This window comes from Halomonas heilongjiangensis, from assembly GCF_002879645.1.
Lineage (GTDB): Bacteria > Pseudomonadota > Gammaproteobacteria > Pseudomonadales > Halomonadaceae > Halomonas > Halomonas heilongjiangensis.
Genome location: NZ_PNRE01000103.1, coordinates 37,403 through 56,841, shown reverse-complemented (window position 1 = coordinate 56,841; position 19,439 = coordinate 37,403). Strand labels below are relative to the sequence as shown.

General features: G+C 65.7%; 18 protein-coding genes. All 18 read right to left on the bottom strand.

What is annotated here, in order from left to right; translation table 11 throughout:
* Positions 1 to 9: 9 nt before the first annotated feature.
* On the bottom strand, positions 10 to 564 hold the full coding sequence (tssJ, locus tag C1H66_RS21650) for a type VI secretion system lipoprotein TssJ (RefSeq protein ID WP_102629939.1): 555 nt from the start codon (positions 562 to 564) through the stop codon (positions 10 to 12).
* A 77-nt stretch (positions 565 to 641) separates the two neighbouring features.
* On the bottom strand, positions 642 to 2,159 hold the full coding sequence (tagH, locus tag C1H66_RS21645) for a type VI secretion system-associated FHA domain protein TagH (RefSeq protein WP_170064217.1): 1,518 nt from the start codon (positions 2,157 to 2,159) through the stop codon (positions 642 to 644).
* Between the two features lie 134 nt (positions 2,160 to 2,293).
* Positions 2,294 to 2,557, bottom strand: coding sequence for a hypothetical protein (locus tag C1H66_RS21640; protein WP_102629937.1), 264 nt, complete (start codon positions 2,555 to 2,557; stop codon positions 2,294 to 2,296).
* A 185-nt stretch (positions 2,558 to 2,742) separates the two neighbouring features.
* The gene (tssH, locus tag C1H66_RS21635; protein WP_102629936.1) at positions 2,743 to 5,481 is read right to left on the bottom strand and encodes a type VI secretion system ATPase TssH; all 2,739 of its coding nucleotides are present in this window, start codon (positions 5,479 to 5,481) and stop codon (positions 2,743 to 2,745) included.
* Positions 5,482 to 5,483: 2 nt separating this feature from the next.
* Positions 5,484 to 6,545: a type VI secretion system baseplate subunit TssG gene (tssG, locus tag C1H66_RS21630; RefSeq protein ID WP_102629935.1), complete on the bottom strand. Its 1,062-nt coding sequence runs from the start codon at positions 6,543 to 6,545 to the stop codon at positions 5,484 to 5,486.
* The gene (gene tssF / locus C1H66_RS21625) at positions 6,542 to 8,407 is read right to left on the bottom strand and encodes a type VI secretion system baseplate subunit TssF (protein WP_102629934.1); all 1,866 of its coding nucleotides are present in this window, start codon (positions 8,405 to 8,407) and stop codon (positions 6,542 to 6,544) included. The genes tssG and tssF overlap by 4 nt, the downstream gene beginning before the upstream one ends.
* Before the next feature lie 27 nt (positions 8,408 to 8,434).
* Entirely contained in the window at positions 8,435 to 9,184 is a 750-nt protein-coding gene (gene tssE / locus C1H66_RS21620; protein ID WP_170064216.1) for a type VI secretion system baseplate subunit TssE, read from the bottom strand.
* Between the two features lie 69 nt (positions 9,185 to 9,253).
* Positions 9,254 to 9,727 carry an Hcp family type VI secretion system effector gene (locus C1H66_RS21615; RefSeq protein ID WP_240618427.1) on the bottom strand — a complete coding sequence of 158 codons (474 nt, stop codon included), beginning with the start codon at positions 9,725 to 9,727 and terminating at the stop codon, positions 9,254 to 9,256.
* A gap of 122 nt (positions 9,728 to 9,849) precedes the next feature.
* Positions 9,850 to 11,349, bottom strand: a complete 1,500-nt coding sequence (gene tssC / locus C1H66_RS21610) for a type VI secretion system contractile sheath large subunit (protein ID WP_102629931.1) — start codon at positions 11,347 to 11,349, stop codon at positions 9,850 to 9,852.
* Between the two features lie 3 nt (positions 11,350 to 11,352).
* Positions 11,353 to 11,871, bottom strand: coding sequence for a type VI secretion system contractile sheath small subunit (tssB, locus tag C1H66_RS21605; RefSeq protein WP_102629930.1), 519 nt, complete (start codon positions 11,869 to 11,871; stop codon positions 11,353 to 11,355).
* 71 nt (positions 11,872 to 11,942) lie between these two features.
* Positions 11,943 to 12,986, bottom strand: a complete 1,044-nt coding sequence (gene tssA, locus C1H66_RS21600; RefSeq protein ID WP_170064215.1) for a type VI secretion system protein TssA — start codon at positions 12,984 to 12,986, stop codon at positions 11,943 to 11,945.
* A gap of 233 nt (positions 12,987 to 13,219) precedes the next feature.
* On the bottom strand, positions 13,220 to 14,488 hold the full coding sequence (locus C1H66_RS21595; protein WP_102629928.1) for a TIGR02270 family protein: 1,269 nt from the start codon (positions 14,486 to 14,488) through the stop codon (positions 13,220 to 13,222).
* Positions 14,485 to 14,703: a hypothetical protein gene (locus C1H66_RS21590; RefSeq protein WP_146010765.1), complete on the bottom strand. Its 219-nt coding sequence runs from the start codon at positions 14,701 to 14,703 to the stop codon at positions 14,485 to 14,487. Before C1H66_RS21590 ends, C1H66_RS21595 begins: the two co-directional genes overlap by 4 nt.
* A 50-nt stretch (positions 14,704 to 14,753) precedes the next feature.
* On the bottom strand, positions 14,754 to 15,653 hold the full coding sequence (locus tag C1H66_RS23120; protein ID WP_181423458.1) for a WD40/YVTN/BNR-like repeat-containing protein: 900 nt from the start codon (positions 15,651 to 15,653) through the stop codon (positions 14,754 to 14,756).
* Entirely contained in the window at positions 15,654 to 16,769 is a 1,116-nt protein-coding gene (locus C1H66_RS21580; RefSeq protein WP_102629926.1) for a PAAR-like domain-containing protein, read from the bottom strand. It abuts the gene before it with no gap.
* Positions 16,769 to 17,812 carry a 3-oxoacyl-ACP synthase gene (locus C1H66_RS21575; RefSeq protein ID WP_102629925.1) on the bottom strand — a complete coding sequence of 348 codons (1,044 nt, stop codon included), beginning with the start codon at positions 17,810 to 17,812 and terminating at the stop codon, positions 16,769 to 16,771. The genes C1H66_RS21580 and C1H66_RS21575 overlap by 1 nt, the downstream gene beginning before the upstream one ends.
* Entirely contained in the window at positions 17,812 to 18,924 is a 1,113-nt protein-coding gene (locus tag C1H66_RS21570) for a DUF2169 family type VI secretion system accessory protein (protein WP_102629924.1), read from the bottom strand. The genes C1H66_RS21575 and C1H66_RS21570 overlap by 1 nt, the downstream gene beginning before the upstream one ends.
* Positions 18,925 to 18,937: 13 nt before the next feature.
* Positions 18,938 to 19,438, bottom strand: coding sequence for a DUF6484 domain-containing protein (locus C1H66_RS21565; RefSeq protein ID WP_102629923.1), 501 nt, complete (start codon positions 19,436 to 19,438; stop codon positions 18,938 to 18,940).
* Position 19,439: the final 1 nt, after the last annotated feature.

Below are 19,439 nucleotides of genomic sequence, written 5' to 3'. Positions count from 1 at the left end.
ACTACCTCTCTAGTCGAACCGGACGGCCACTCGCGCCCCGTCCAGGGTGATGGTGAAGGTCGTCGAAGGATCGAGTCTCTGTTCGCCGTCTCGGGGCAGCGCCGTGACGGCTCGCCATTGGGCCGAGGGATCCCGCACATCGAAGAACTCGGCCATCACCGCCAGATAACGCACCTCGGGGGAAAACACCTGGGTCACGGCCCGCGCCTCCCCCTGGCAAGGCTCCCCACCGGCCGACGCGTCGATGGCCTCCATCTCCATGGGACAGAGTTCGAAGGAGTCACGGCCGATCAGGGCGGCACCGAGGGTGTCGGTATCCTGTCTGACCAGCTCCTGCAGCGAGGCCTCCAGGAAGGCCTCCCGCTCGCGCAGCTGATAGAGGCGGATGGTCACCGGTGACGGCCGCCCCTCGGCATTGGGATTCAACCCCGGCATCACCTGGATTCGCCCCGTCACCGGTTGCGGTCCGGGCGGCGCCTCCTTGCCCGCACAGGCGGCCAGCACCAGTGCCGTCACGACCACCAGTACCCCCTGGTAGTGCCTGCTACCCTTGCCTCTTGCCATGGGACTGCCCCCCCACGATTGCCCTCGCAGACGGTATCGTTCTTGCCACCGATGCCCGCCCTGCCCCGGCGTGGTCGTCACCCCCGGCCCTGGCTCGAACGGGCCATGAGCGCCTGGATCTGCTTTTCGTAGGCGTCGCAGAACGCCTCACCGAACAGCCGATTGAAATAGCCTTCGCTGTCGCGCTGGATCGCCGCATAGTGCGCCTGGTACTGGCGCCAGTATCTGGGGCCGGTCACGCGTCCTAGCAGCGAGGCGCGCTCCTCGTGCTCCGCAAACCGGGCCTCCAGATGCGCCGGATCGAACTGGTGCAGCATCTCGAAGAAGCCGCTGCGCATGCCCGCCAGCATGGCCAGCTGGTGGAAACGCAGGTCCTCGAAACCGGCCTCGAACGCCTCCACCGCCGGCAGGTAGTCGGGATTCTGCTTGACCATCAGGTTGTGAAGCGCATCTTCGGGGCTGGTGGAAAACTTCAGCGGGTTGTTCTCGCGCGCCTGGATCAGCGTCACCGACATGCGGAACTCGTTCTTGACTTCCATTCGTGCCTTCAGCAGATCCATCACCCCCTGGATGGCCACCCGGAGGATGCGACCGAGTTCCTCGGCCTGCTCCGGCGGCACCCGGTCCGGGTCCAGCCCGGCCCCCGAGAGCAGCTGCCGCAGCGCCTGGTCCGACCGCTCCCCGGTCGGCGGTGCCTCGTCGGCCGGGCCAGGCCTTGCTTCCGGCATCGGCGGGGCCACAGGTGGTGACTCGTCGGCCTGGCTGCCGCTTGTCTCCGGTATCGGCCGGGCCGCAGGCGGTGGCGATGCCATCGGGGTCGGCGCCGCAGGACGCGCCGGCTCAGGCGGGACATGGCGGGCCGCCTCCTCTGCGTCGCGAGGCAGCGGCGTCTCGAACCCACCGGGATCCCTGCCCAAATCGCCTGGCGGTGACTGGGGTTGTGGCTGTGAAGGAGGCTGTGCAGGTGCCGAGCCGGACAGGTCCCGCCACCAGTCATCCGGGAGTAACGGCTCGGCGGGTGCGTCACTCGATGGTGCTGGGGAAGAAGGCGTAGCGGCCGGGGACTCAGGCGATTCCACCGGCGGTGGCGTTTCCGTGAAGCGGGGAGCACTGAAGTGCTCGCTCAGGTAGGAGTGGTCGGATGGCGACGCTTTCGGCGCCGTCGAGGGCGTCTTCACGGCCCCTCCGAGCAGCTCCAATGGATCCGGCACCTCGTGATCGGCGGGGTTGCCCGGCAAGGGCGGCTCCGATGCCGGTGGCGGCACCATCGCTTCCGCCTCGATCCGGGCACGGATACGGCAATCGCCGATCAGGAACTCCACCCCATCCTGCAGCGGCAGGGGCTCCGCCGGATCCAGCCGGGTCACGCCGTCGGCCAGCAGGATGCCATTGGCACTCGAGTCTTCCAGGAAATAGCGCCCATCCTGATAGCGAATTCGCGCATGGCAACGCGAAATCTCCATCGTCGGGTCGGGCAATACCCAGTCGTTGTTGGGCGCCCTGCCCAGGGTACCGCCTCTGTCGAACCAGCGGTGACTGGCCTTGTCCCCCAGACGCGACGCAGCCTCGTTGATCACCGTCAGCGTGAGTGCCATGAGCCTACCCCAACTCAGAAAGTGGGCACCTGATGCCGTCACGCAGCCGGGCTGCGTCATGGAGTCAGTGTCTACTAATACTAAAACAGTAGTGGCCTATGGGCGTCCTTGCCAGGGTGATACCACCGCATGATTCAGCTCTGATACTCCAGGTGCAGGCAGCCCTCTTCCAGATCCGAATAGACATACAGGCCGTCGCGCTCCCCCCCGAGGTCGATGATCACCGACTCGGGCGAGTCGAAGCGGGTGGCGGCAATGGCCCGCGCCGCCGTGGCGTTGAGCTTGTGCGTCTTGATATAGGCATTCCAGCGCTCGGTATCGCGTGTTTCGATACGGCCTCCACGATCCGACGCCTCCTTCAGCAGCTGCCTGAAGCTGTAATAATCCACATCGACCATTCGCGCTCTAGCCATAATCGGTTCGGCACCAGCCCCTTGTCGTCACCCGGAAGACGTCTTCCCGAGCCTGTCTGCCGGCAAGGACGCGGCAGGCAGGCCTCTTGACCTCAGAGTCACCCACTGGGGAACAAGCGTCAAGCAGGGGACCGGCGCGCTCAGTCATCGAATACTCAGTCATCAAATACTCAGTCATCAAATACATAGGCGAACTCGGCGTTCTCCACGCTGACGTGCACCCGTTCCACGGGGCGGTGGTCCACCAGGCGCATCAGGAACTCCCGACTCAGCACGGGCAGCAGGGAGTTGGTCAGGATGGCGTCGATCATCCGCCCCCCACTCTCGAGCTCGCTGCAGCGCTCGCGGATGAGCTCGGGCACCGCCTCATCGTAGCTGAACGGTACGCCGTGGCTCTCCTGCACCCGCTGTCCGACCCGGCCGAGCTGCAGGCGAATGATATCCCGCAACATGTCGTCGCCCAGCGGATAATAGGGAATGGTCACGAGGCGTCCCAGCAGGGCCGGTGGGAATACCTGCAGCAAGGGCCCGCGCAGCCGCTTGTTGAGCTCCTCCGCGTCGGGGCGTTGCCGACCGCTGTCGCACGCCTGCATGATCAGCTCGGTCCCCACATTGGTGGTGAGAATGATCAGGGTGTTCTTGAAGTCGATCAAGCGCCCCTCGCCATCCTCCATGCTCCCCTTGTCGAACACCTGGAAGAAGATCTCGTGCACGTCCGGGTGGGCCTTCTCCACCTCGTCGAGCAGCACCACGCTATAGGGTCGGCGACGCACGGCCTCGGTCAGCACGCCTCCCTCGCCGTAGCCCACATACCCCGGCGGTGCCCCCTTCAGGGTGGAGACCGTATGCGCCTCCTGGAACTCGCTCATGTTGATGGTGATCAGGTTCTGCTCGCCGCCGTAGAGCTGCTCCGCCAGGGTCAGCGCCGTCTCCGTCTTGCCGACCCCGGAGGGGCCGGCCAGCATGAACACCCCCACCGGCTTGCCGGGATTGTCCAGGTTGGCGCGGGAGGTCTGGACCCGCCGGGCGATCATGTCGAGGGCATGATCCTGTCCCTTGATCCGCCCGGCCAGGCGATCCGACAGGTTCAGCACGGTCGTCACCTCGTCCTTGACCATCCGCCCGACCGGGATGCCGGTCCAGTCGGCCACCACGGAGGCCACGGCCTGGTCGTCGACGCTGGGCAGGATCAATGGCGCCTCGCCCTGCAGCCGGTCGAGTGCCTCCTGCAGCGTCTCCAGTCGCGTCAGGGCCGCCGCCGGGTCGAACCCCGGCTCCCCCTCCAGCGCTTTACCGCCAGCGGCATCGGGCTCTTCCGCCGTCGAGGGGGCCGCCGCCTCGGCGCCCCCCTCGGCCGAAGGCGTATCGACGCTGCCCGCGTGCTCCCGCAGCTGCCGGCGCAGCGCGAGGATCTCGTCCACCAGCGCCTTCTCGCTCTGCCAGTTCGCCTCCAGCGCCTGCAACCGCTGGCGTTCACCGTCCAGGGCCTCGGCCACCTGACTGTCCCGCTCCTCGACCGGCAGGCCCACCGCCCGCTCCCGGGCGATGATCTCCTCTTCCGTCTCCAGCACCTGGATACGACGCCGGCAGTCCTCCACTTCCGCCGGGACCCCATGCTGGGAAATGGCCACCCGGGCACAGGCGGTATCCAGCAGGCTGACCGCCTTGTCCGGTAGCTGGCGGGCCGGAATATAGCGGTACGACAGCTGGACGGCAGCGGTCAGCGCCGCGTCGCGCACCAGCACCCGGTGATGCTGCTCCAGCACCGCCGCCAGCGAACGCATCATCGCCACGGCCTTGTCCTCGCTGGGCTCCGGCACCTGCACAGCCTGGAAGCGGCGGGTCAGCGCCGGGTCCTTCTCGATATGCTTCTTGTACTCGGCCCAGGTGGTGGCGCCGATGGTGCGCAGGGTCCCGCGCGCCAGGGCCGGCTTGAGCAGGTTGGCGGCATCGCCGGTGCCGGCCGCGCCCCCGGCACCGACCAGGGTATGGGCCTCGTCGATGAACAGGATGATCGGCTTCTCCGAGGCCTGTACCTCCTCGATCACCTGACGCAGGCGATTCTCGAACTCACCCTTGACGCTGGCCCCCGCCTGCAGCAGGCCGACATCCAGGGAGCGCAGCGAGACGTCCTTGAGCGGCGGCGGTACGTCGCCGCTGGCCAGGCGCACGGCGAAGCCCTCCACCACCGCGGTCTTGCCGACACCGGCCTCGCCGGTGAGCATGGGATTGTTCTGACGCCGCCGCATGAGGATATCGATCATCTGACGGATCTCCTCATCGCGACCGATGACCGGGTCGATCTTGCCCTGCCGGGCCTGCTCGGTCATGTCCACGGTGAAGCGGCGCAGCGCCTCCTGCTTGCCCATCTCGGCCGGCGGCACCGGCGCGGCCTCCTCGCTGGGGCCACCGGCCGTGGCCGCCAGCCTGGCCTCCGGCGAGCCACCGACGATGCGGTCCCACTCCTCCACCAGCCGGTCGGCCGACACCTTGCGGAACTCCCCGGACAGATTGGGCAGCACATTGCGCAGGCCGGCGGTCTTCATCAGCCCGACCACCAGATGCCCACTGCGTACCTGGCTGTCGCCGAACCTGAGCGTCGCCCAGACCCAGCCACGCTCGACGGCTTCCTCGACATGGGCGGACAGGTCGGTGATCGAACTGGCCCCCCGCGGCAGGGCATCGAGCGCCCGGGTCAGGTCCTCGGCCAGACGCGCCGCGTCGAGCTCGAAATAGCGAATGATATGCAGCAGGTCGGAGTCGCTCTGCTGCAGCAGCTGGTGGAACCAGTGCGCCAGCTCCACATAGGGATTGCCACGCAGGCGGCAGAAGGTGGTGGCACTCTCGATGGCCTGGTAGGCAAGCGAGTTCAACTTGCCGAAGAGTTGGGTACGACTGATATCAGCCATGGCTAACCTCCCTGGCCGGTGCTCCCCGGCTCACACCGGGGGCGGCCCAGACGCCTGTGCGCATCGCGGATGAAGGCCCGGGCGACACCGTCATGCGCATGCCGCCCGAGCCAGGTGGACATGCCCAGCCGCTGGCCGCGCGCGAGGCGCAGCACCGGCGCCTGCCGGGGCTTCAGCCGCAGTTCCAGGTCCCAACTGAGCTCGTCGCCCGTGTAGGCCCGCACCAGATCACCGAGCTCGGCCAGGCCAGGCTGCCCCGGCAGGAAGGCTTCGAACTCCTCCCGGGTCAGCGCCTCGAGCACCACCCGAAAGCTGAACTGACACTGCCATGAGCGACGTCCCAGGCTGGCATCCCGCCCTAGCCGACCGACCGGCCTGCCGCGCCCCAGGCGCAGCCACTCGTGCTCGGGGATGACCAACCAGCGGGCCTGGAAGGGAACCACGCTGACCGAGACGCCGAGATGATCCGCCAGGATGTCCTCCAGCCCTTCCTGGCATCGCGCCAGGGCGGCGAAGCGGCCGACCCGATACAGCTTGGCGCGATCCCCCACGCTGTCGCGCCCCTGCAGGCCCGGCGTGCCCAGGCCGGTCAGCGCCCCCAGGTACCAGAAGAACCGATTATCGGGGCGATCCGCCTCCACGGCCGGTTCGGCATCCGCCCAGGCGCGATAGAACAGCGAGGCCAGGCGGTGATGGAACAGATTGAGGAAGTCGGCGAAGCTCGGATCCTGGTGCAGTCGGCGGCGCTCGTCCGCATACTCGGTGAGATGCAACGGCAGCGGGCCGTTGGGGCCGAGCAGGCCGAACCCCTCGCCATACAGCCGCGGCACCTTTCCCTGCTCGATAAGGCCGGGCTCGACATGGGTGAGCTCGCCCGGGGCGAAGCGCAGTGACGGGAGCTGGGCGAGTCGTACCGCATCCTCGGTGACCCGCCGGCTGCGCCCCAGCCGCGCGCGCTCCGGCGCGGCGGCCTCGATCAGGCGCAGGGCCGCGAACAGGGTGAAACGCTCCGGCGCCTCGGTCAGCGCTCTGGGAAGACCCGTCAGGTCGCCGGGAAGATTCATAGCGCCTCCCTCATGCCTGCCCGCACCGGCCAGCGCATGATCTCGCCGCGCTGCAGCGACTCGACGACGGTCTCGGTGAAGCTGTTGACGGACACATACTTGGCGAAGAAGCGTTCCAGGACGGCGCCGAGCAGGAAGGCACCGACGCCGGTGAAGGCATCCTCGTCGAGACGCAGCCTCAAGGCCAGCCCATTGCCGAAGCAGATGGGGCCGTTGACCGGCATGCGACGGACGACGGCCTGCGACTCGATGGACACCACCCCTTCTACATGGCGCGCCAGGGAATCCCTGGGGTCGACGTACAGGTCGAGCAGCTGGCGCAACGCCCGGGCCCCCTCGCCCTCCTCGTCGAGCAGCGACAGGTAGTTCAGGGATAGCTGGCTGACCAGCCGCCAGGCCGTTTCCCCGGACGGGAAGGCCGCCCTGGGCCGCGTCGGGCCCGCCAGAATACGCACCGACTGCACCGGCGCCGCCGTCTCCAGGGTAAAATCCGTCGCGCCCTTGCCCACCGCCATCTGAATCGGCAGGTCACGGTTGGTGCACAACAGCTTCACATCGAGCTGGCGCAGGGCGGCCGGATAGGGCGCGTGGTGCTCGTCCACCAGCGCGACGAAGACCTCGCTGCCGAGGTAGCTGGTGCGACTCCCGCGCCGACGCTGGCGGGAGGAGCTCAGCCGCGGCCGGCGCGAGACGAGGAAGTAGGCGCCAGACTCGGCAGCGTCCACATCACGCCCGACGCGATAGAACAGGTGGAACGGGTAGCCGCCCTCTCGGCTGTGGGTATAGCCGGTGACCTTCTCGACCCGAAACACCTCCAGGTCCATGGGGCGGTTGCGGTCCGGCACCACATGGAACTCGGTCTTCTCCGGCGTCACGGTGATGCGATCGGCGGTGAAGGGGAACAGATTGATCGCCGGCGTCACGTTCAGCCGAAAGGCCTCCGCAGTCAGGGCGTGCTCGAGCCGTGGGTCACTGCGCCGCAGCAGCAGCGTGATCTCGAGCCGCCCCCCTTCCAGCTGACGCAGCCCGGGCTGCAGGCCGGTGAGCTCGGCGAACAGGAAGCGCTGAGGAAACGCGAAGTACTCCTGTAGCAGCCGATAGCCATCGAAGGAGCGTCTGACCGAGGGCAGCAACGCCTCCCGGCGGTCGAACCCGGGCTGGCGCATGCCGATGGCGGGATCGACCCTGGCCGCCCGGTCGGGATGATCGCGCAGGCAGGCGCCGACAAAGGCCCCATGCAGTATCTCGTAGAGCCACATGGGCAGCTCGTCGCTGCCATGGAGATAGAAGGAGAGGCGTTCGATGGGCAGGTCGGCGAGGCTGCCGCCGTTGGTGAGCTCGAGCTCGAGCTGAATGGCCGAACGGACGCCCGCGGGCGTCGGCAACCCACGGGCCGCCATCATCCCCGGATTGACCAGGTAGCGGGCCGTGGTCAGCCGTAGTGGCCACAAGCGTACGTCGTGGGCCGTGCGATATTCGCACGCGGTCTTTTCGCCCTTGCCCAGTTGGCTGCGCAGGGCCGTACCGGCCGGAATGCGGTACCCGGCATCCAGGCTGCCGGCCGCCAGATCCGGCTGCAGAACCACCATGGCCATGGACGGCACCGGGGCGGTGAGATGCGGGTAGACCAGCTCGAGCAGCTGGTGGGTGAACTCCGGAAAGCGCGCCTCGATCTTGTGCTGGATCCGCGCCGTCAGGAAGGCGAATCCCTCCAGCAGCCGCTCGACATAGGGGTCGGCACAGTCGAGGCCCTCCATGCCCAGGCGCCCGGCGATCTTCGGATAGTCCCGGGCGAACTCACCCCCCATCTCCCGGATATAGCGCAATTCCTGTTCATAGAGTCTGAGCAGCCTGGGATCCATAGCCTACGCCTGGGGTCGGGGAAGCGATCAACGCTCGGCCACCTCTCGCACGGTGACCGAGGCATCATGGAGATCGAGCTCGGTGTGCAGATACAGTTGCTCCGGCAGCGGCTGCCCCCAGAGTTCGCCCTCGATCACGAAGGCCAGGGTATTGCGCGGGCCATCGGCGTCCTGCTCGACGGGCGTCACCAGCACATGCCGAAGCCGCGGTTCGAATCGCTCGATGGCGGCACGCAGCCGCTCTGCCAGCAGTGGCGAGTCGGCCCCCGACAGGTGCATGCCCGCCGTTTCCGGCACGCCGTAGTTGAGCACCGAGCGTGCGATGTGCGGGTAATCCTCGAGCCCCACCACGTCCGTCATGCAGCCGGTGTTCAACAGCCAGCCGAGGTCTCGCAGCACCAGTTGCCGCAGCCGCCGGGAAGAAATCACCCGGTCATCGCGGGACTCGTCCCGGTTGGCCACCAGGCGACGACGCCGGACGTCCACCAGCGCCGCCAGCGGCGGCGCCTGGGGGCGCGGCCTGAGTTCCAGCACCTGACGGAAGGGGCGCTTTTCCGGATGATTCTCCCAGCACTCGATACCGTCCTGGTCCTCATCCATCACGCGCTCGATGCCGAGCGTGGCGAGCATGTCCCGGAGCATGTCGCGGGTCAGGCCCGCTTCGTCGAGCGCCTCGTCCCGGTAGGCCAGGCCGAGCCGCTCGACGAAGCGGGCCCGATCCGTCAGCCGATCCAGCAGGGACGGCTGCAAGGCCTCCTTGTTCACCAGTTCCGGCATGTCCCTCCCTGGCCGACCCCCGCCCGGCATCGGCCGAGCCGTCGGCGAATGCGGCGAGCGCCCCGGCCGTCAAGCCGCCTCGCTCTTGGCAATGTTGTACCCGAAATCCACCGCGGCCAGCGCACTGCCATCGTTGTCCTGGGGGGTATAGTTGACCTTGAACTCCTCGAAGTTGAGGGTGACGGACTCCGTCAACCGCTCCTCGCCCTGGGAGCCGCCGGTCTGATAGGAGCTGATGAGGACGCTCTTCAGCTCGATCACCAGGTATTCGACCGGTTCATCCCCTCCCGCCTTGCGTATGGTCAGGGTGCCGGACGGGACATGCTTGCCGGTGGCCACCGCCTGTAGAAGCCCTGCCGTGGCCTTGTCCACGTATTTGACCACCTGGACGTCCTGAAAACTTGCCTTGCCGGCGCCGCCGCCACGCGCGATATGCATGGTGCCAGAGTTGCTCACTCCCCAACTCCAGGACAGCACATCGATCTCGTCTTCATGGGCATGATCGGTGGACTCGCCATCGATTCCCTCCAGCTTCAGAAACATGTCTACAGCCATGACGTCTTACCCCTTGTCTGGGACGGCGCCCTGGCCGCCCTTCCCGATCGCCGGCCCTGGACGCATCCAGCCTGCCGGCCCCAGATCCCCTGCCTCTTCCGCTACCCCTTTTACCCCTTGGCGGATGGCAACTTCGAGACCAGCCGCAGCGAGACACTCAGTCCTTCCAGCTGATAGTGCGGCCGAAGATGAAAGGTCGAGGTGTAATAGCCGGGATTGGCCTCGTCCTCCATGACCCGCACCTCGGCCGCCGCCAAGGGCTTGCGTGCCTTCGTCTCTTCGGTGGCGTTGGCCGGATCGCCGGTGACGTATTTCATGATCCAGCCCTGCAGGAATTTCTGCATGTCCTCGCGCTCCTTGAAGGAGCCCACCTTGTCGCGAACGATGCACTTGAGATAGTGCGCGAAACGTGTCGTGGCAAACAGGTACGGCAGCCTGGCGCCCAACTGGGCGTTGGCCGTGGCGTCCGGGTCGTCATATTCCGCCGGCTTGTGCAGGCTCTGGGCACCGATGAAGGCCGCCACATCGGTATTCTTGCGATGGATCAGCGGCATCAGCCCACTCTTGGCCAGCTCGGCCTCACGGCGATCGCTGATGGCGATCTCGGAGGGGCATTTCATGTCGACGCCGCCGTCGTCACTGGGGAAGGTATGCACCGGTAACCCTTCCACGGAACCGCCGGACTCGACGCCGCGAATACGCGTGCACCACCCGTACAGCTTGAACGAGCGGTTGATGTTCACCCCCATGGCATAGGCGGAGTTTGCCCAGGTGTACTTGCTCGCATTGGGACCGACGGTATCCTCCTCGAAGTCGAACTCCTCCACCGGTTCGGTGGCGGCACCGTAGGGCAGCCGGGACAGGAAGCGCGGCATCGCCAGTGCCAGGTACTTGGAGTCCTCCGACTCCCTGAGCGATCGCCAGCCGGCGTATTCGGGCGTGGAGAAAATCTTCGTCAGGTCGCGCGGATTGGTCAGCTCCTGCCAGGAGTCCATCTGCAGCAACCCTGGGTCGGCGCCCGCGATGAAGGGCGCATGGGCGGCCGCGGCGATCTGTGCCATGCCGGACAGCAGCTCCACGTCCTGGGGCCCGTGGTCGAAGTGGTAATCGCCGATGATGCAGCCCACCGGCTCGCCACCCAACTGGCCGTACTCCTCCTCGTAGACCCGTTTGAAGATCGGGCTCTGGTCCCAGGCGGTGCCCTTGTACTTGCGCAGCGTCTTGTGCAACTCCTTCTTGCTGATCGGCATGAAGCGGATCTTCAGCATCTCGTCGGTTTCGGTGTTGTTGACGAGATGGTGCAAGCCCCGCCACGCGCCCTCCAGCGCCTGGAACTTCCCGTGGTGGAGTACCTCGTTGACCTGGTCGGTGAGTTTCTCGTCGATCTCCGCGATGATGGCATTGATGGTGCTGATGGCATCGTCGGAGATCACCGTGGTTTCCCGCAGCGCCTGGGCCGCCAGGGTCTTGACCGCCGTCTCCACCTCTTCACGCGCACGGTCGGACTTGGGTCGGAACTCCTTCTGCAGCAACTGGCTGAAGTCGTCGGCGGTGAGCGCTTCCGCCTCGGGTTGGCTCTGCGGCGCCTTGTCGGTGTCTGTCTCGGCCATGACTTAGCCCTCGCTCTGCGTTTCTTCGTCGCCCTTCGGCATCGCGCCCAGGGTCTCGAGCAATCCCTGATCGTTCAGGACCTTGGCGATCAGCTCCTCGGCACCGGACTTTCCATCCATGTAGGTCACCAGGTTCGCCAGTTGCTGCCGGGCTTCCAGCAGTTGCCGCAGCGGCTCGATCTTGCGTGCCACCGCCGCCGGCGAGAAGTCGTCCATGCTCTCGAGTTCCAGTTCGATCGCGAGGTTGCCTTCACCGGTGAGACGGTTCGGCGCCGCAAACTGGAGGCTGGGGCGAAGCGCCTTCATGCGCTGGTCGAAGTTGTCGACGTCGATCTCCAGCAGCTTGCGACCATCCACCGGCGGCAGTTGCTCCTGGCTGTCCCCGACCAGATCGGCCAATACCGCCATCACGAACGGCAGCTGCACCGTCTTCTCGGCCCCGTACAACTCCGTGTCGTACTCGATCTGCACCCGCGGAGCCCGGTTCCGGGCGATGAATTTCTGGGAACTGGGCTTGGCCATATTGCGTACTCCCTTCAGTCATGAGGTTCGGGCGACGTCTCAGGTATCTGCGCACTGCCCGGGAGACATCGTCACTCTGGCTTGTCGTCGCCCCGCAGCTTCTCCCCCTGGGGTACGGCATCGGGCGCCACATCCCGAAGGATAGACAGAAAGTCCATGTCCACCAGCCGTTTCGCCCGCTCCATCAGCAAGGGAATCGGACTCGATGGCTCATGGCGACGGAAGTAACGGGCAATACCCTCCATGGCGGCCACGGCATCCTGCCGACTGCGAATCTCGCCCGCCATGGCCGGCGGCTGCGGGGCGGCGCCGATCGCCTGGCTGGCTGACGGCTCACTGCCAGACACCCGGCTGGCTGGTGTCTCGCTGTCCTCGCCGGCCTCGATAGCAGCGGCCGCCGGTCCGGCGCCCTCGAGCGAATAGGTTCGCAGCGCCACGCCGACCCGCTGCAGCTGTTCCTTCAAGCGGGACAGATCCGGCGCCTGGTCGGGCCCGCAGTGCTCTCGAAACTGGCTCTCGATGGCGACCAGATCATCCACGGCCCTGGCGATCGTCGCCGCCAACTCCCGTGACGTCTCCTGGCCAACGGCCTGGAATACGGCCTGGATCACCCCCACCTGGGGCAACTCGCCCCCCTGTCCCTCGCGCGCCTCGGCCTTGCCCTCGGCGACCTCGATATCCTGCAGGCTGAATCGGCCCACTGCGCGATCCTCCACCAGGGGAGTATTGCGCAGCGGTTTCAGGACCTTGTGGAAGTTGGTGAGATTGAACAGCGCGCTGGAACGCTCCATGGCATCGCCGTCTTCGTCCAATGGCGGAAACAGCGGCTCCCAGTACTGCTCCAGCAGGCCGCGGAGCAGTCGGAGCCCATCGGCAAACCCCGGTATCCCATGGGTGTGGAGCAGTGCGGCCGTCAGATAGACGGCCGGGCGAAGGTCGCGGCTCTTGTCCAGCGCCGCGAGACAGGCTGACCGCAATTCCTCCCACTCCGGCTCTTCGTCGGGAGCCCCCCACTTGGCCAGCATGTCCAGAGTGAGTATCTCGCCCGCCGCATCCAGGTCCGCTCCCGTGGGCGGCGCCTCGTGATGCGGTTCGAGCAACCCTTGCAGATCCATGAAAGGATCCCCGTCTTGATATGCCTGATACATCTCTGGGGCTACCACCTTCCCCGCTGCGAAAAGGCACCGAAACGACACCTCGAGGGTGCTAGATGCCTCATCCTGCTTAATGAGGTATAGCATCAGTGCCGTCACTGCGCGAAACCATGACGAAAAAAAACTTCACAGCGGAGATACAACCAATCGACTGAAAAATCGGGGTTATTTCAACAATGTGCCAAAGGGACGCCTCAGACATTCTTGGTATGCAGTCCGAGCCACTGCTGCTGCATGTTTCCCCGCGCCCGCGTCTCGAACAGCGGCTCGCCGGGGCTCAGCAGCTTCCGCTCCAGCGCCGCCGCCTCGCGCTGACGCTGCATCCCCTGGCACAGCACCCACCGCAGATGCTCCGGCGTCATGGGATGGCCGAGCAGATAACGCTGTCCCGGCTGAAACGCCGCCTGGTGATGGCCCCACCAGTCGACAACGAGCGCCGCCTCCGGCCAGGGCAGCTCCTCGTCGGCATCCAACGCCACGGTGTCGTCTTCGGGATGCTCCGTGGGGCCGGCCTCGAAACCCTCGGGCCACTCCCCCTCGAGGTCCTCATAGGCCAGGTCGACACCCGTGATCATCGTGAAGGCTTCGCCGGCCACGCGGGCGAGCTCCGCTATCCCCATTTGCTCCAGCAGCCAGGGGATATGGACCGGATCGCCGAGGATGCCGCCGGCCACCACCGCATGGCGCAGCGTCTGCGGTCGCCCGGCGAAGTGCCCCAGCCACGATTGCCCCTCGTTGGGCGGTAGCGCCCGCAGGGCCGCCCTGAGGGCGGATGCCGCGAACCGGGGGTGATCCGCGTCGACGAATGCCAGGGCCGCTCGGGGCGCCGTAGCTCGGTCCCCGAGCAGGGTCGCCGCCCAGGCCGCGGAGAAACGCACCGCCTCGTCGTCGCTGTTCAACTGCGCCTGCACCGCCGGCAACAGGTCCGTTCGCCCCAGGCGCGCGGCTACCCGCAGCGCCGTCTCACGCAGGGACGGATCACTGGCCTCCAGGGCGTCCAGGAGGGGGCGCCCTGGATCCACCCGCTGGGTGGCCGCCGCCGCCAGCCCCAGCCGACGCCAGAACGGCGCTTCCGCCACCAGCAGATCCCTGACCTCGCCGCGCCACCAGGCGCGATCGACCCAGCCGAACGCCGACACCAGCCCGCGCTGCGACTCGGGGGCCGAGCCGACCACCTCGTAGACGCTGCGGATTCGCGCTGCTTCGCCGCTTTCCAGGGCCAGCACCGCAGCGCCAAAGACCTCGCCCGGCTCCTGATATTGCAGTTGCTCATCGCACGCCGCCCAGCCGGCATCACCGGCGATGCGCAGGCCGTCGAGGTGCGCCTCGACCCGATTGTCCAACCTGGTCAGGTCGAGCAAGGAGTAATGAGGTGCAACAACAGCCTCATCACGCAGCAGCCACAGGAACGCCGCTTCTTCTGCGTGTTGGTCGACCACCCCCTCAATGACGTGCAAGTTCATTCCAGTGACCACATCAAACTTTCCTCGGATTGCACAAGATGATACTCCCCTGTCATTTCATCCAGTGCGGCACAGGAAAGGTTGGCAAACAAAAACGCCGTAGGCGGGACGTAACGCATGGCGAAGGCCTTCTCTAGCAGCACAATATGGATCAGGCGAGCCCAATAGCCGGCAGTCGCCTCACCCCGGGAATGCTTGAAAAAGTTCACCGCCATAAGCATTCGACTCCTAGCCCTCTTCACCAACCAGACAACTCCAATCCTCTTCAAATGATTTGATGCCAATCCTGGCCATCGAAGATCGCAACATCCTTGAGTCCAACTGAAAGCATCCGCTGGCCGGAGGCGGTCAGCCGACCTGCCGAAGAAACCGGCGAAGCCATCTTGGCCACCTCCAATTTTTCATCATACCATCGATAGACAAGATTCGTACTGCAAACGTAGAGAATACCATCAAACATACGGATACTTCTTAAGTCTTCCTCCGTATCTGACTGCTCCAAGACATCCCAGGTAGATCCCCGCCCCTTGAGAAGGGTGCCGCACTTACCGCAGATATAGACCATACCATTTGATGCACAATGTACCCCATGCAATGCTACGTTGGTTGGTGAGTCGATCTGATGCCAAATAGATCCATCAAACCTCCATATCTCCCCATCCCATCCGACTGCATAAACTTCTTCTGCAGAGAATCCATCGACGGCAAGAAAAGCCGTTGTGCTGCGTGCTTCTGGATCATTCGGCTTACAGGTCTGGTCTAATCTTACCCAGCTCGAGCTGCCCGTCTTGCGGTAAACCTGGCGAGCAGTACCGACGCAAAACACCTGTCCATCCGCAAAAGACCGCACTGCTGTCAAAGGGCCGTTCGAAGTAGGGGAGTGTTCACCCAGCGCCACGATTTCCTGTCGAAGAGTATTGTTGCCGATGTCCACTTCTCGACCGGACTCGGCAATCGCTATGAACGCGTAGTCCGGCACGGGTGTCGTGGTGCACGAAACCAGTCGTTCTCCGATTCCGACCGCAAGCCATTGGTCATCGCGGCGTGTCATGATCAGGCCATGTGGGATCTCACTCTCCGCCCGAGCATCCTCCACCCCGATAAGGCGAATGGTCCTTGAGTCGATGATGACACCATCGAGAAAGCTGAATTGCGATTTATCCATTCAAAAACCCATCAAGCTTTTTGCAACATTGTTCAGAACGGCATCTTTTGGTGCATTCGAGCTTGCATTTATATCTGTCTCAGGGGTCACGCTGCACTTGCCGTCGTGATAATTATTCAGTTGTGCCTCTATACACTTTTGCGAGCAACCAGACCGTGGAAACGCCATGCGTAGAGACTTGGCTCCCACGCGGGTTGCTTTCTTGCGCGACCATTTCCCTCCTTTTGAGAGATTTGTTGTTGCCGCGTGTCGATACAAGCTAAGATCCCGGTGGCTTCCCGTATGCCAGCTTGGCCCCTCAGCGCAGACGGTAGGCGCCGCTGAGTAGCTATATGCCCCCCACTCTGGCAGCCCCACAAAGCTTGCACCCTCAATCAAGTGATCACCTGTTTGTCCAGGACAACACTCCTTACCATTCTCCGACTGCGACTTACTGACCAGCATGCATTTACGCGCATTGAGGCAGTTATTCTTTTTGGCCGCTTGTGAGAAGTCGTCGAAAAGTTCGAGACGTGCCTTGTTGTTAGCCTGCCATGCAGGCATAGCCGGCGAACCCTTTCCTGGGCTAGGCCCGATAGCGGGCGGGGGCGTGGGGCAGTTCTTCTTCCAGTCTTTCTCAGGATTACAGTGCTTTTGGACCTTTCGCTTCTCCTTCTTGCAAGGATCACCAACCGATACGCTGGCGCCATCGGCATATGGCCATGGCGGCGTTTGACCAGGATCAGAAGCATGATTATGTGTCGTCAAGTCTAAATGCCGAACAACATTCTGCCCCTCGAACTTTACGTCCATCGACCATGCCTTGAAATACACCTTCCCCCGATTCACGCTGGTGACGACACCTTTCTTCGCAGCACTCCCCGCTTCATCCCCCATACTCTTCTTGAAGTACGACTTGTTCTTGAGCATCACCTCCTTCCGGGAGATCTTGACGCTCTTGCTGCCGCTGGTGGCATCCTTCGCCATGCCGGTATTGGGATAGGGCACCGGCACGCCGGGTGGCGTGGTCGGGTTTTCCGGGGGCGTCATGCAGACATCGGGAAAGGCGGCGACTGCTTTCCCGTCTGCGGCCTTGCAGGAGATCTCGCGGCCGTTGGCGAAGACGTCGTTGGCCATCAGGAGGCCCTCACCGGCTGGTAGCTCAGGATGGCGGCGGCGCGGCGGCCGTCGTCGTTGCCGAAGTGGGCGAGCACGTGGTTGCCCGGGGCATAGGCCTTGGTGACGGCGGCACGGGTGACGCCAAGCATCACGGCGCCGATCGCCGCGCCCACCTCGCCGATGCAGTCCGCCGGGTGCCAGATGTCGTATTCCGCCTTGCGCTCCCGCAGCAGCCGGCCCAGCGCCAGCGCGGCCTCCTTGAAGCCATACTGCTCGCCGGAGACATCCACGATGCGGAAGTCCGTGGCCGCCAGGGTGGACCCCACCTCGGCCAGGGCGCCGCGGATCGCATCCACCAGGCCATCCGCCCGCAGGGGCTGGTCCTCGGCCTCCACGTGTGCCGGTTCGGTGCCGAAGCCCAGGCCCATGCACAGGAGCTGCGGCGCCTCGCTGGGACGCGCCAACTCGACGACGAGCGCAGCGGCCGCCTCCCCCGGGATAAAGCCGTTGGAGTTCTGGCTGGTCAGCAGCCGGTCGCGGGCCTCGAAGGCGGCGAGGGTCGGTGCGATGAGCAGGCCGTCGACACCGGCCACGATGACCCGGTCGATGGCTCGGCTGGCGAGCAGCTCGCGGGCTCGCCACAACCCCGCCGCCACCGCGATGCGCCCGCCGGCGATGACCCGGGACCCGGGATGGAAACGCCGGCCGAGCTCCGCTTCCACCTCGGGAATCAGGGCATCGTCCAGCCCTTCGAGGCGCCCGGGACGCGTGGCTTCGGCGACGCCGAGGATCAGCGGTGTCGAGGCCGGATCCAGGGCCGGCACGCCATCCAGACACTCCTGCAGGGCCATGGCCAGCATCTTCACGAGCTTGGTCCGCCCCCGCCACGGCTGCGCCAGGGGCACCTCGCAGCCCAGCAGCCACTCACCGCCGGCATCCATGAAGCGGGTCTCCTGGAAGTTGTCGATGGCGCAGCGCATGGCGGCGCAGGCGGCCGGGGCCGTCAGCCCCACGCCGGTGACCATGCCCGTGCCCAGGATCGCCAGCGCCGGTGCGCTCATCACTCATCCCCCTCATCGGGGGAACGCCTGGCGCGGACCACGGAGGCCAGTGAAACGTGGTACTCCTTGCCCAGCTCGCGGGCGCGCCACCAGCCGCGGGACATCCGGCCCGCCAGTACCTGGGGGATCTCGAAGATACTCCGGCGCAGCGGGAGGCTGGCACGCCAGCTCAGGGTGAACAGGCCGGCCTCCGGCAGCAGCACGATGGTGTCGATCACCGCCTGGGTCTCGTGACGGTCCCCGTCCTTGCGGAAGAAGACCACCGGGACCTCCACCTCGGGCAAGCGGAAGGCGGTGCGCCCCTCGGGCGTCAGGTTGAGCAACTGAACGGGCTCACCCCCCGTCGGATAGGGAATCTGCTGATCGGCCGGGGCGGCCTGGTAGTAGGCGTCCTGGAAGTCCGCGGGCAGGAAGGGGAACGCCTCGTCCAGCCAGTGCTGGTCGTAGGTGCCGGCATAGCCGAGCCGCGGTTGCCAGCCCCGCCCCAACGGGCCGAACGCCATCGGACGATAGTCCCGGTTGGGCATCTTCACGGGGTGATCCGGCGCCTCGGTGTTGGGCATGGGGGTGCCGTCGATGAGCCCCCCCTTGAGCTTGCGGTGGTAGCCCTTGCCCACGGGATTGGCCATGTACGCCGCGTGCTTGCTGGCGTCCGAGTGGAAGTCGTCCAGGCCACCGAAGGCTCGATCGTAGGTGATGGGCATGCGGGTGAAGGGCCGTGGCGGCCCCGGGCTGATGGCGACGAGACCGGCCTGCCAGGTGCGCTCGCCGACCACCGCGAGGTGCTTGGTCAGTCCCGCCACCTGCAGCCCCACCGGCACCCGCACCGCCGGCCGCCCCCCCGGGGCGTGGGCACTACCGTGCAGCAGCACATCACAGCGGGGTTTCCAGGGGACGTAGTCGGTTTCGAACACCGGCGCCGAGAGGCCCGGCTCACCGGTGAAGGTATCCGCCGTCACCAGGGGGAGCTGATCCTCGGCCAGGCGCGGCACCTCGTCGCGGCGCGGAAACTCGAAGGTCCCCTTGACGACCACCACCAGATGCTCACGGCCGCTGGGCTCCATGCCCAGCGTGTAGCCGGCCTGCATCCTGGTGGCGTTGAGCAGTTCCATGGCACGCTACCCGTCAGTTGATCTGCACCGAGCCGCCCTTGATGCGATTCGCCCCCGAGGACCGGCTCAGCAGGTAGGCCCCGCGCAGCAGGATCTTGCCGGCCCGGGTCAGGGTGATGCTGGCACGCCCGCAGCGCAGCACGATCTCCCGGTCCGCCCGCAGCTCCAGGCGCTCACCGTCGGTCTCGGCGATCACCCCCGACCGCCCGGGCGCCCCACCGGGGCTATACACAGGGCAATGCATCCGGCCCAGGATCAGCGGGCGCGCCGGATCACCGTTCTCGAACATCAGCGCCAGCTCCCGGCCCCTATCCTCGGCCCCCAGGCCGATGACAGTGCGGGCCCGCGTGCCGGCATCCCTAGCGTTACTGGACCAGGCATTGTCGGGGTAAGCCACCAACGGGTATCCGCCGTCATCGAAGCCGACAAGCAGGCCGATGACGACTCCGTCGATTCGGTCATGGCTTGCCGGGATACGCTGCCGTGGAACGACTTCCGCAAGATCATCGGCCATG

What these genes read in the sequence shown, in the direction of transcription:
- tssE (WP_170064216.1), bottom strand. Translation starts at nt 9,184, where the DNA reads ATGCCGGAACTGGTGAACAAGGAGGCCTTGCAGCCGTCCCTGCTGGAT.
- tssB (WP_102629930.1), bottom strand. Translation starts at nt 11,871, where the DNA reads ATGGCCAAGCCCAGTTCCCAGAAATTCATCGCCCGGAACCGGGCTCCG.
- C1H66_RS21575 (WP_102629925.1), bottom strand. Translation starts at nt 17,812, where the DNA reads ATGAGCGCACCGGCGCTGGCGATCCTGGGCACGGGCATGGTCACCGGC.
- C1H66_RS21565 (WP_102629923.1), bottom strand. Translation starts at nt 19,438, where the DNA reads ATGGCCGATGATCTTGCGGAAGTCGTTCCACGGCAGCGTATCCCGGCA.
- tssC (WP_102629931.1), bottom strand. Translation starts at nt 11,349, where the DNA reads ATGGCCGAGACAGACACCGACAAGGCGCCGCAGAGCCAACCCGAGGCG.
- C1H66_RS23120 (WP_181423458.1), bottom strand. Translation starts at nt 15,653, where the DNA reads ATGGATAAATCGCAATTCAGCTTTCTCGATGGTGTCATCATCGACTCA.
- C1H66_RS21580 (WP_102629926.1), bottom strand. Translation starts at nt 16,769, where the DNA reads ATGGCCAACGACGTCTTCGCCAACGGCCGCGAGATCTCCTGCAAGGCC.
- tssH (WP_102629936.1), bottom strand. Translation starts at nt 5,481, where the DNA reads ATGGCTGATATCAGTCGTACCCAACTCTTCGGCAAGTTGAACTCGCTT.
- tssJ (WP_102629939.1), bottom strand. Translation starts at nt 564, where the DNA reads ATGGCAAGAGGCAAGGGTAGCAGGCACTACCAGGGGGTACTGGTGGTC.
- tssG (WP_102629935.1), bottom strand. Translation starts at nt 6,545, where the DNA reads ATGAATCTTCCCGGCGACCTGACGGGTCTTCCCAGAGCGCTGACCGAG.
- C1H66_RS21640 (WP_102629937.1), bottom strand. Translation starts at nt 2,557, where the DNA reads ATGGTCGATGTGGATTATTACAGCTTCAGGCAGCTGCTGAAGGAGGCG.
- C1H66_RS21595 (WP_102629928.1), bottom strand. Translation starts at nt 14,488, where the DNA reads ATGAACTTGCACGTCATTGAGGGGGTGGTCGACCAACACGCAGAAGAA.
- tagH (WP_170064217.1), bottom strand. Translation starts at nt 2,159, where the DNA reads ATGGCACTCACGCTGACGGTGATCAACGAGGCTGCGTCGCGTCTGGGG.
- C1H66_RS21615 (WP_240618427.1), bottom strand. Translation starts at nt 9,727, where the DNA reads ATGTTTCTGAAGCTGGAGGGAATCGATGGCGAGTCCACCGATCATGCC.
- C1H66_RS21590 (WP_146010765.1), bottom strand. Translation starts at nt 14,703, where the DNA reads ATGGCGGTGAACTTTTTCAAGCATTCCCGGGGTGAGGCGACTGCCGGC.
- tssA (WP_170064215.1), bottom strand. Translation starts at nt 12,986, where the DNA reads ATGGATCTGCAAGGGTTGCTCGAACCGCATCACGAGGCGCCGCCCACG.
- tssF (WP_102629934.1), bottom strand. Translation starts at nt 8,407, where the DNA reads ATGGATCCCAGGCTGCTCAGACTCTATGAACAGGAATTGCGCTATATC.
- C1H66_RS21570 (WP_102629924.1), bottom strand. Translation starts at nt 18,924, where the DNA reads ATGGAACTGCTCAACGCCACCAGGATGCAGGCCGGCTACACGCTGGGC.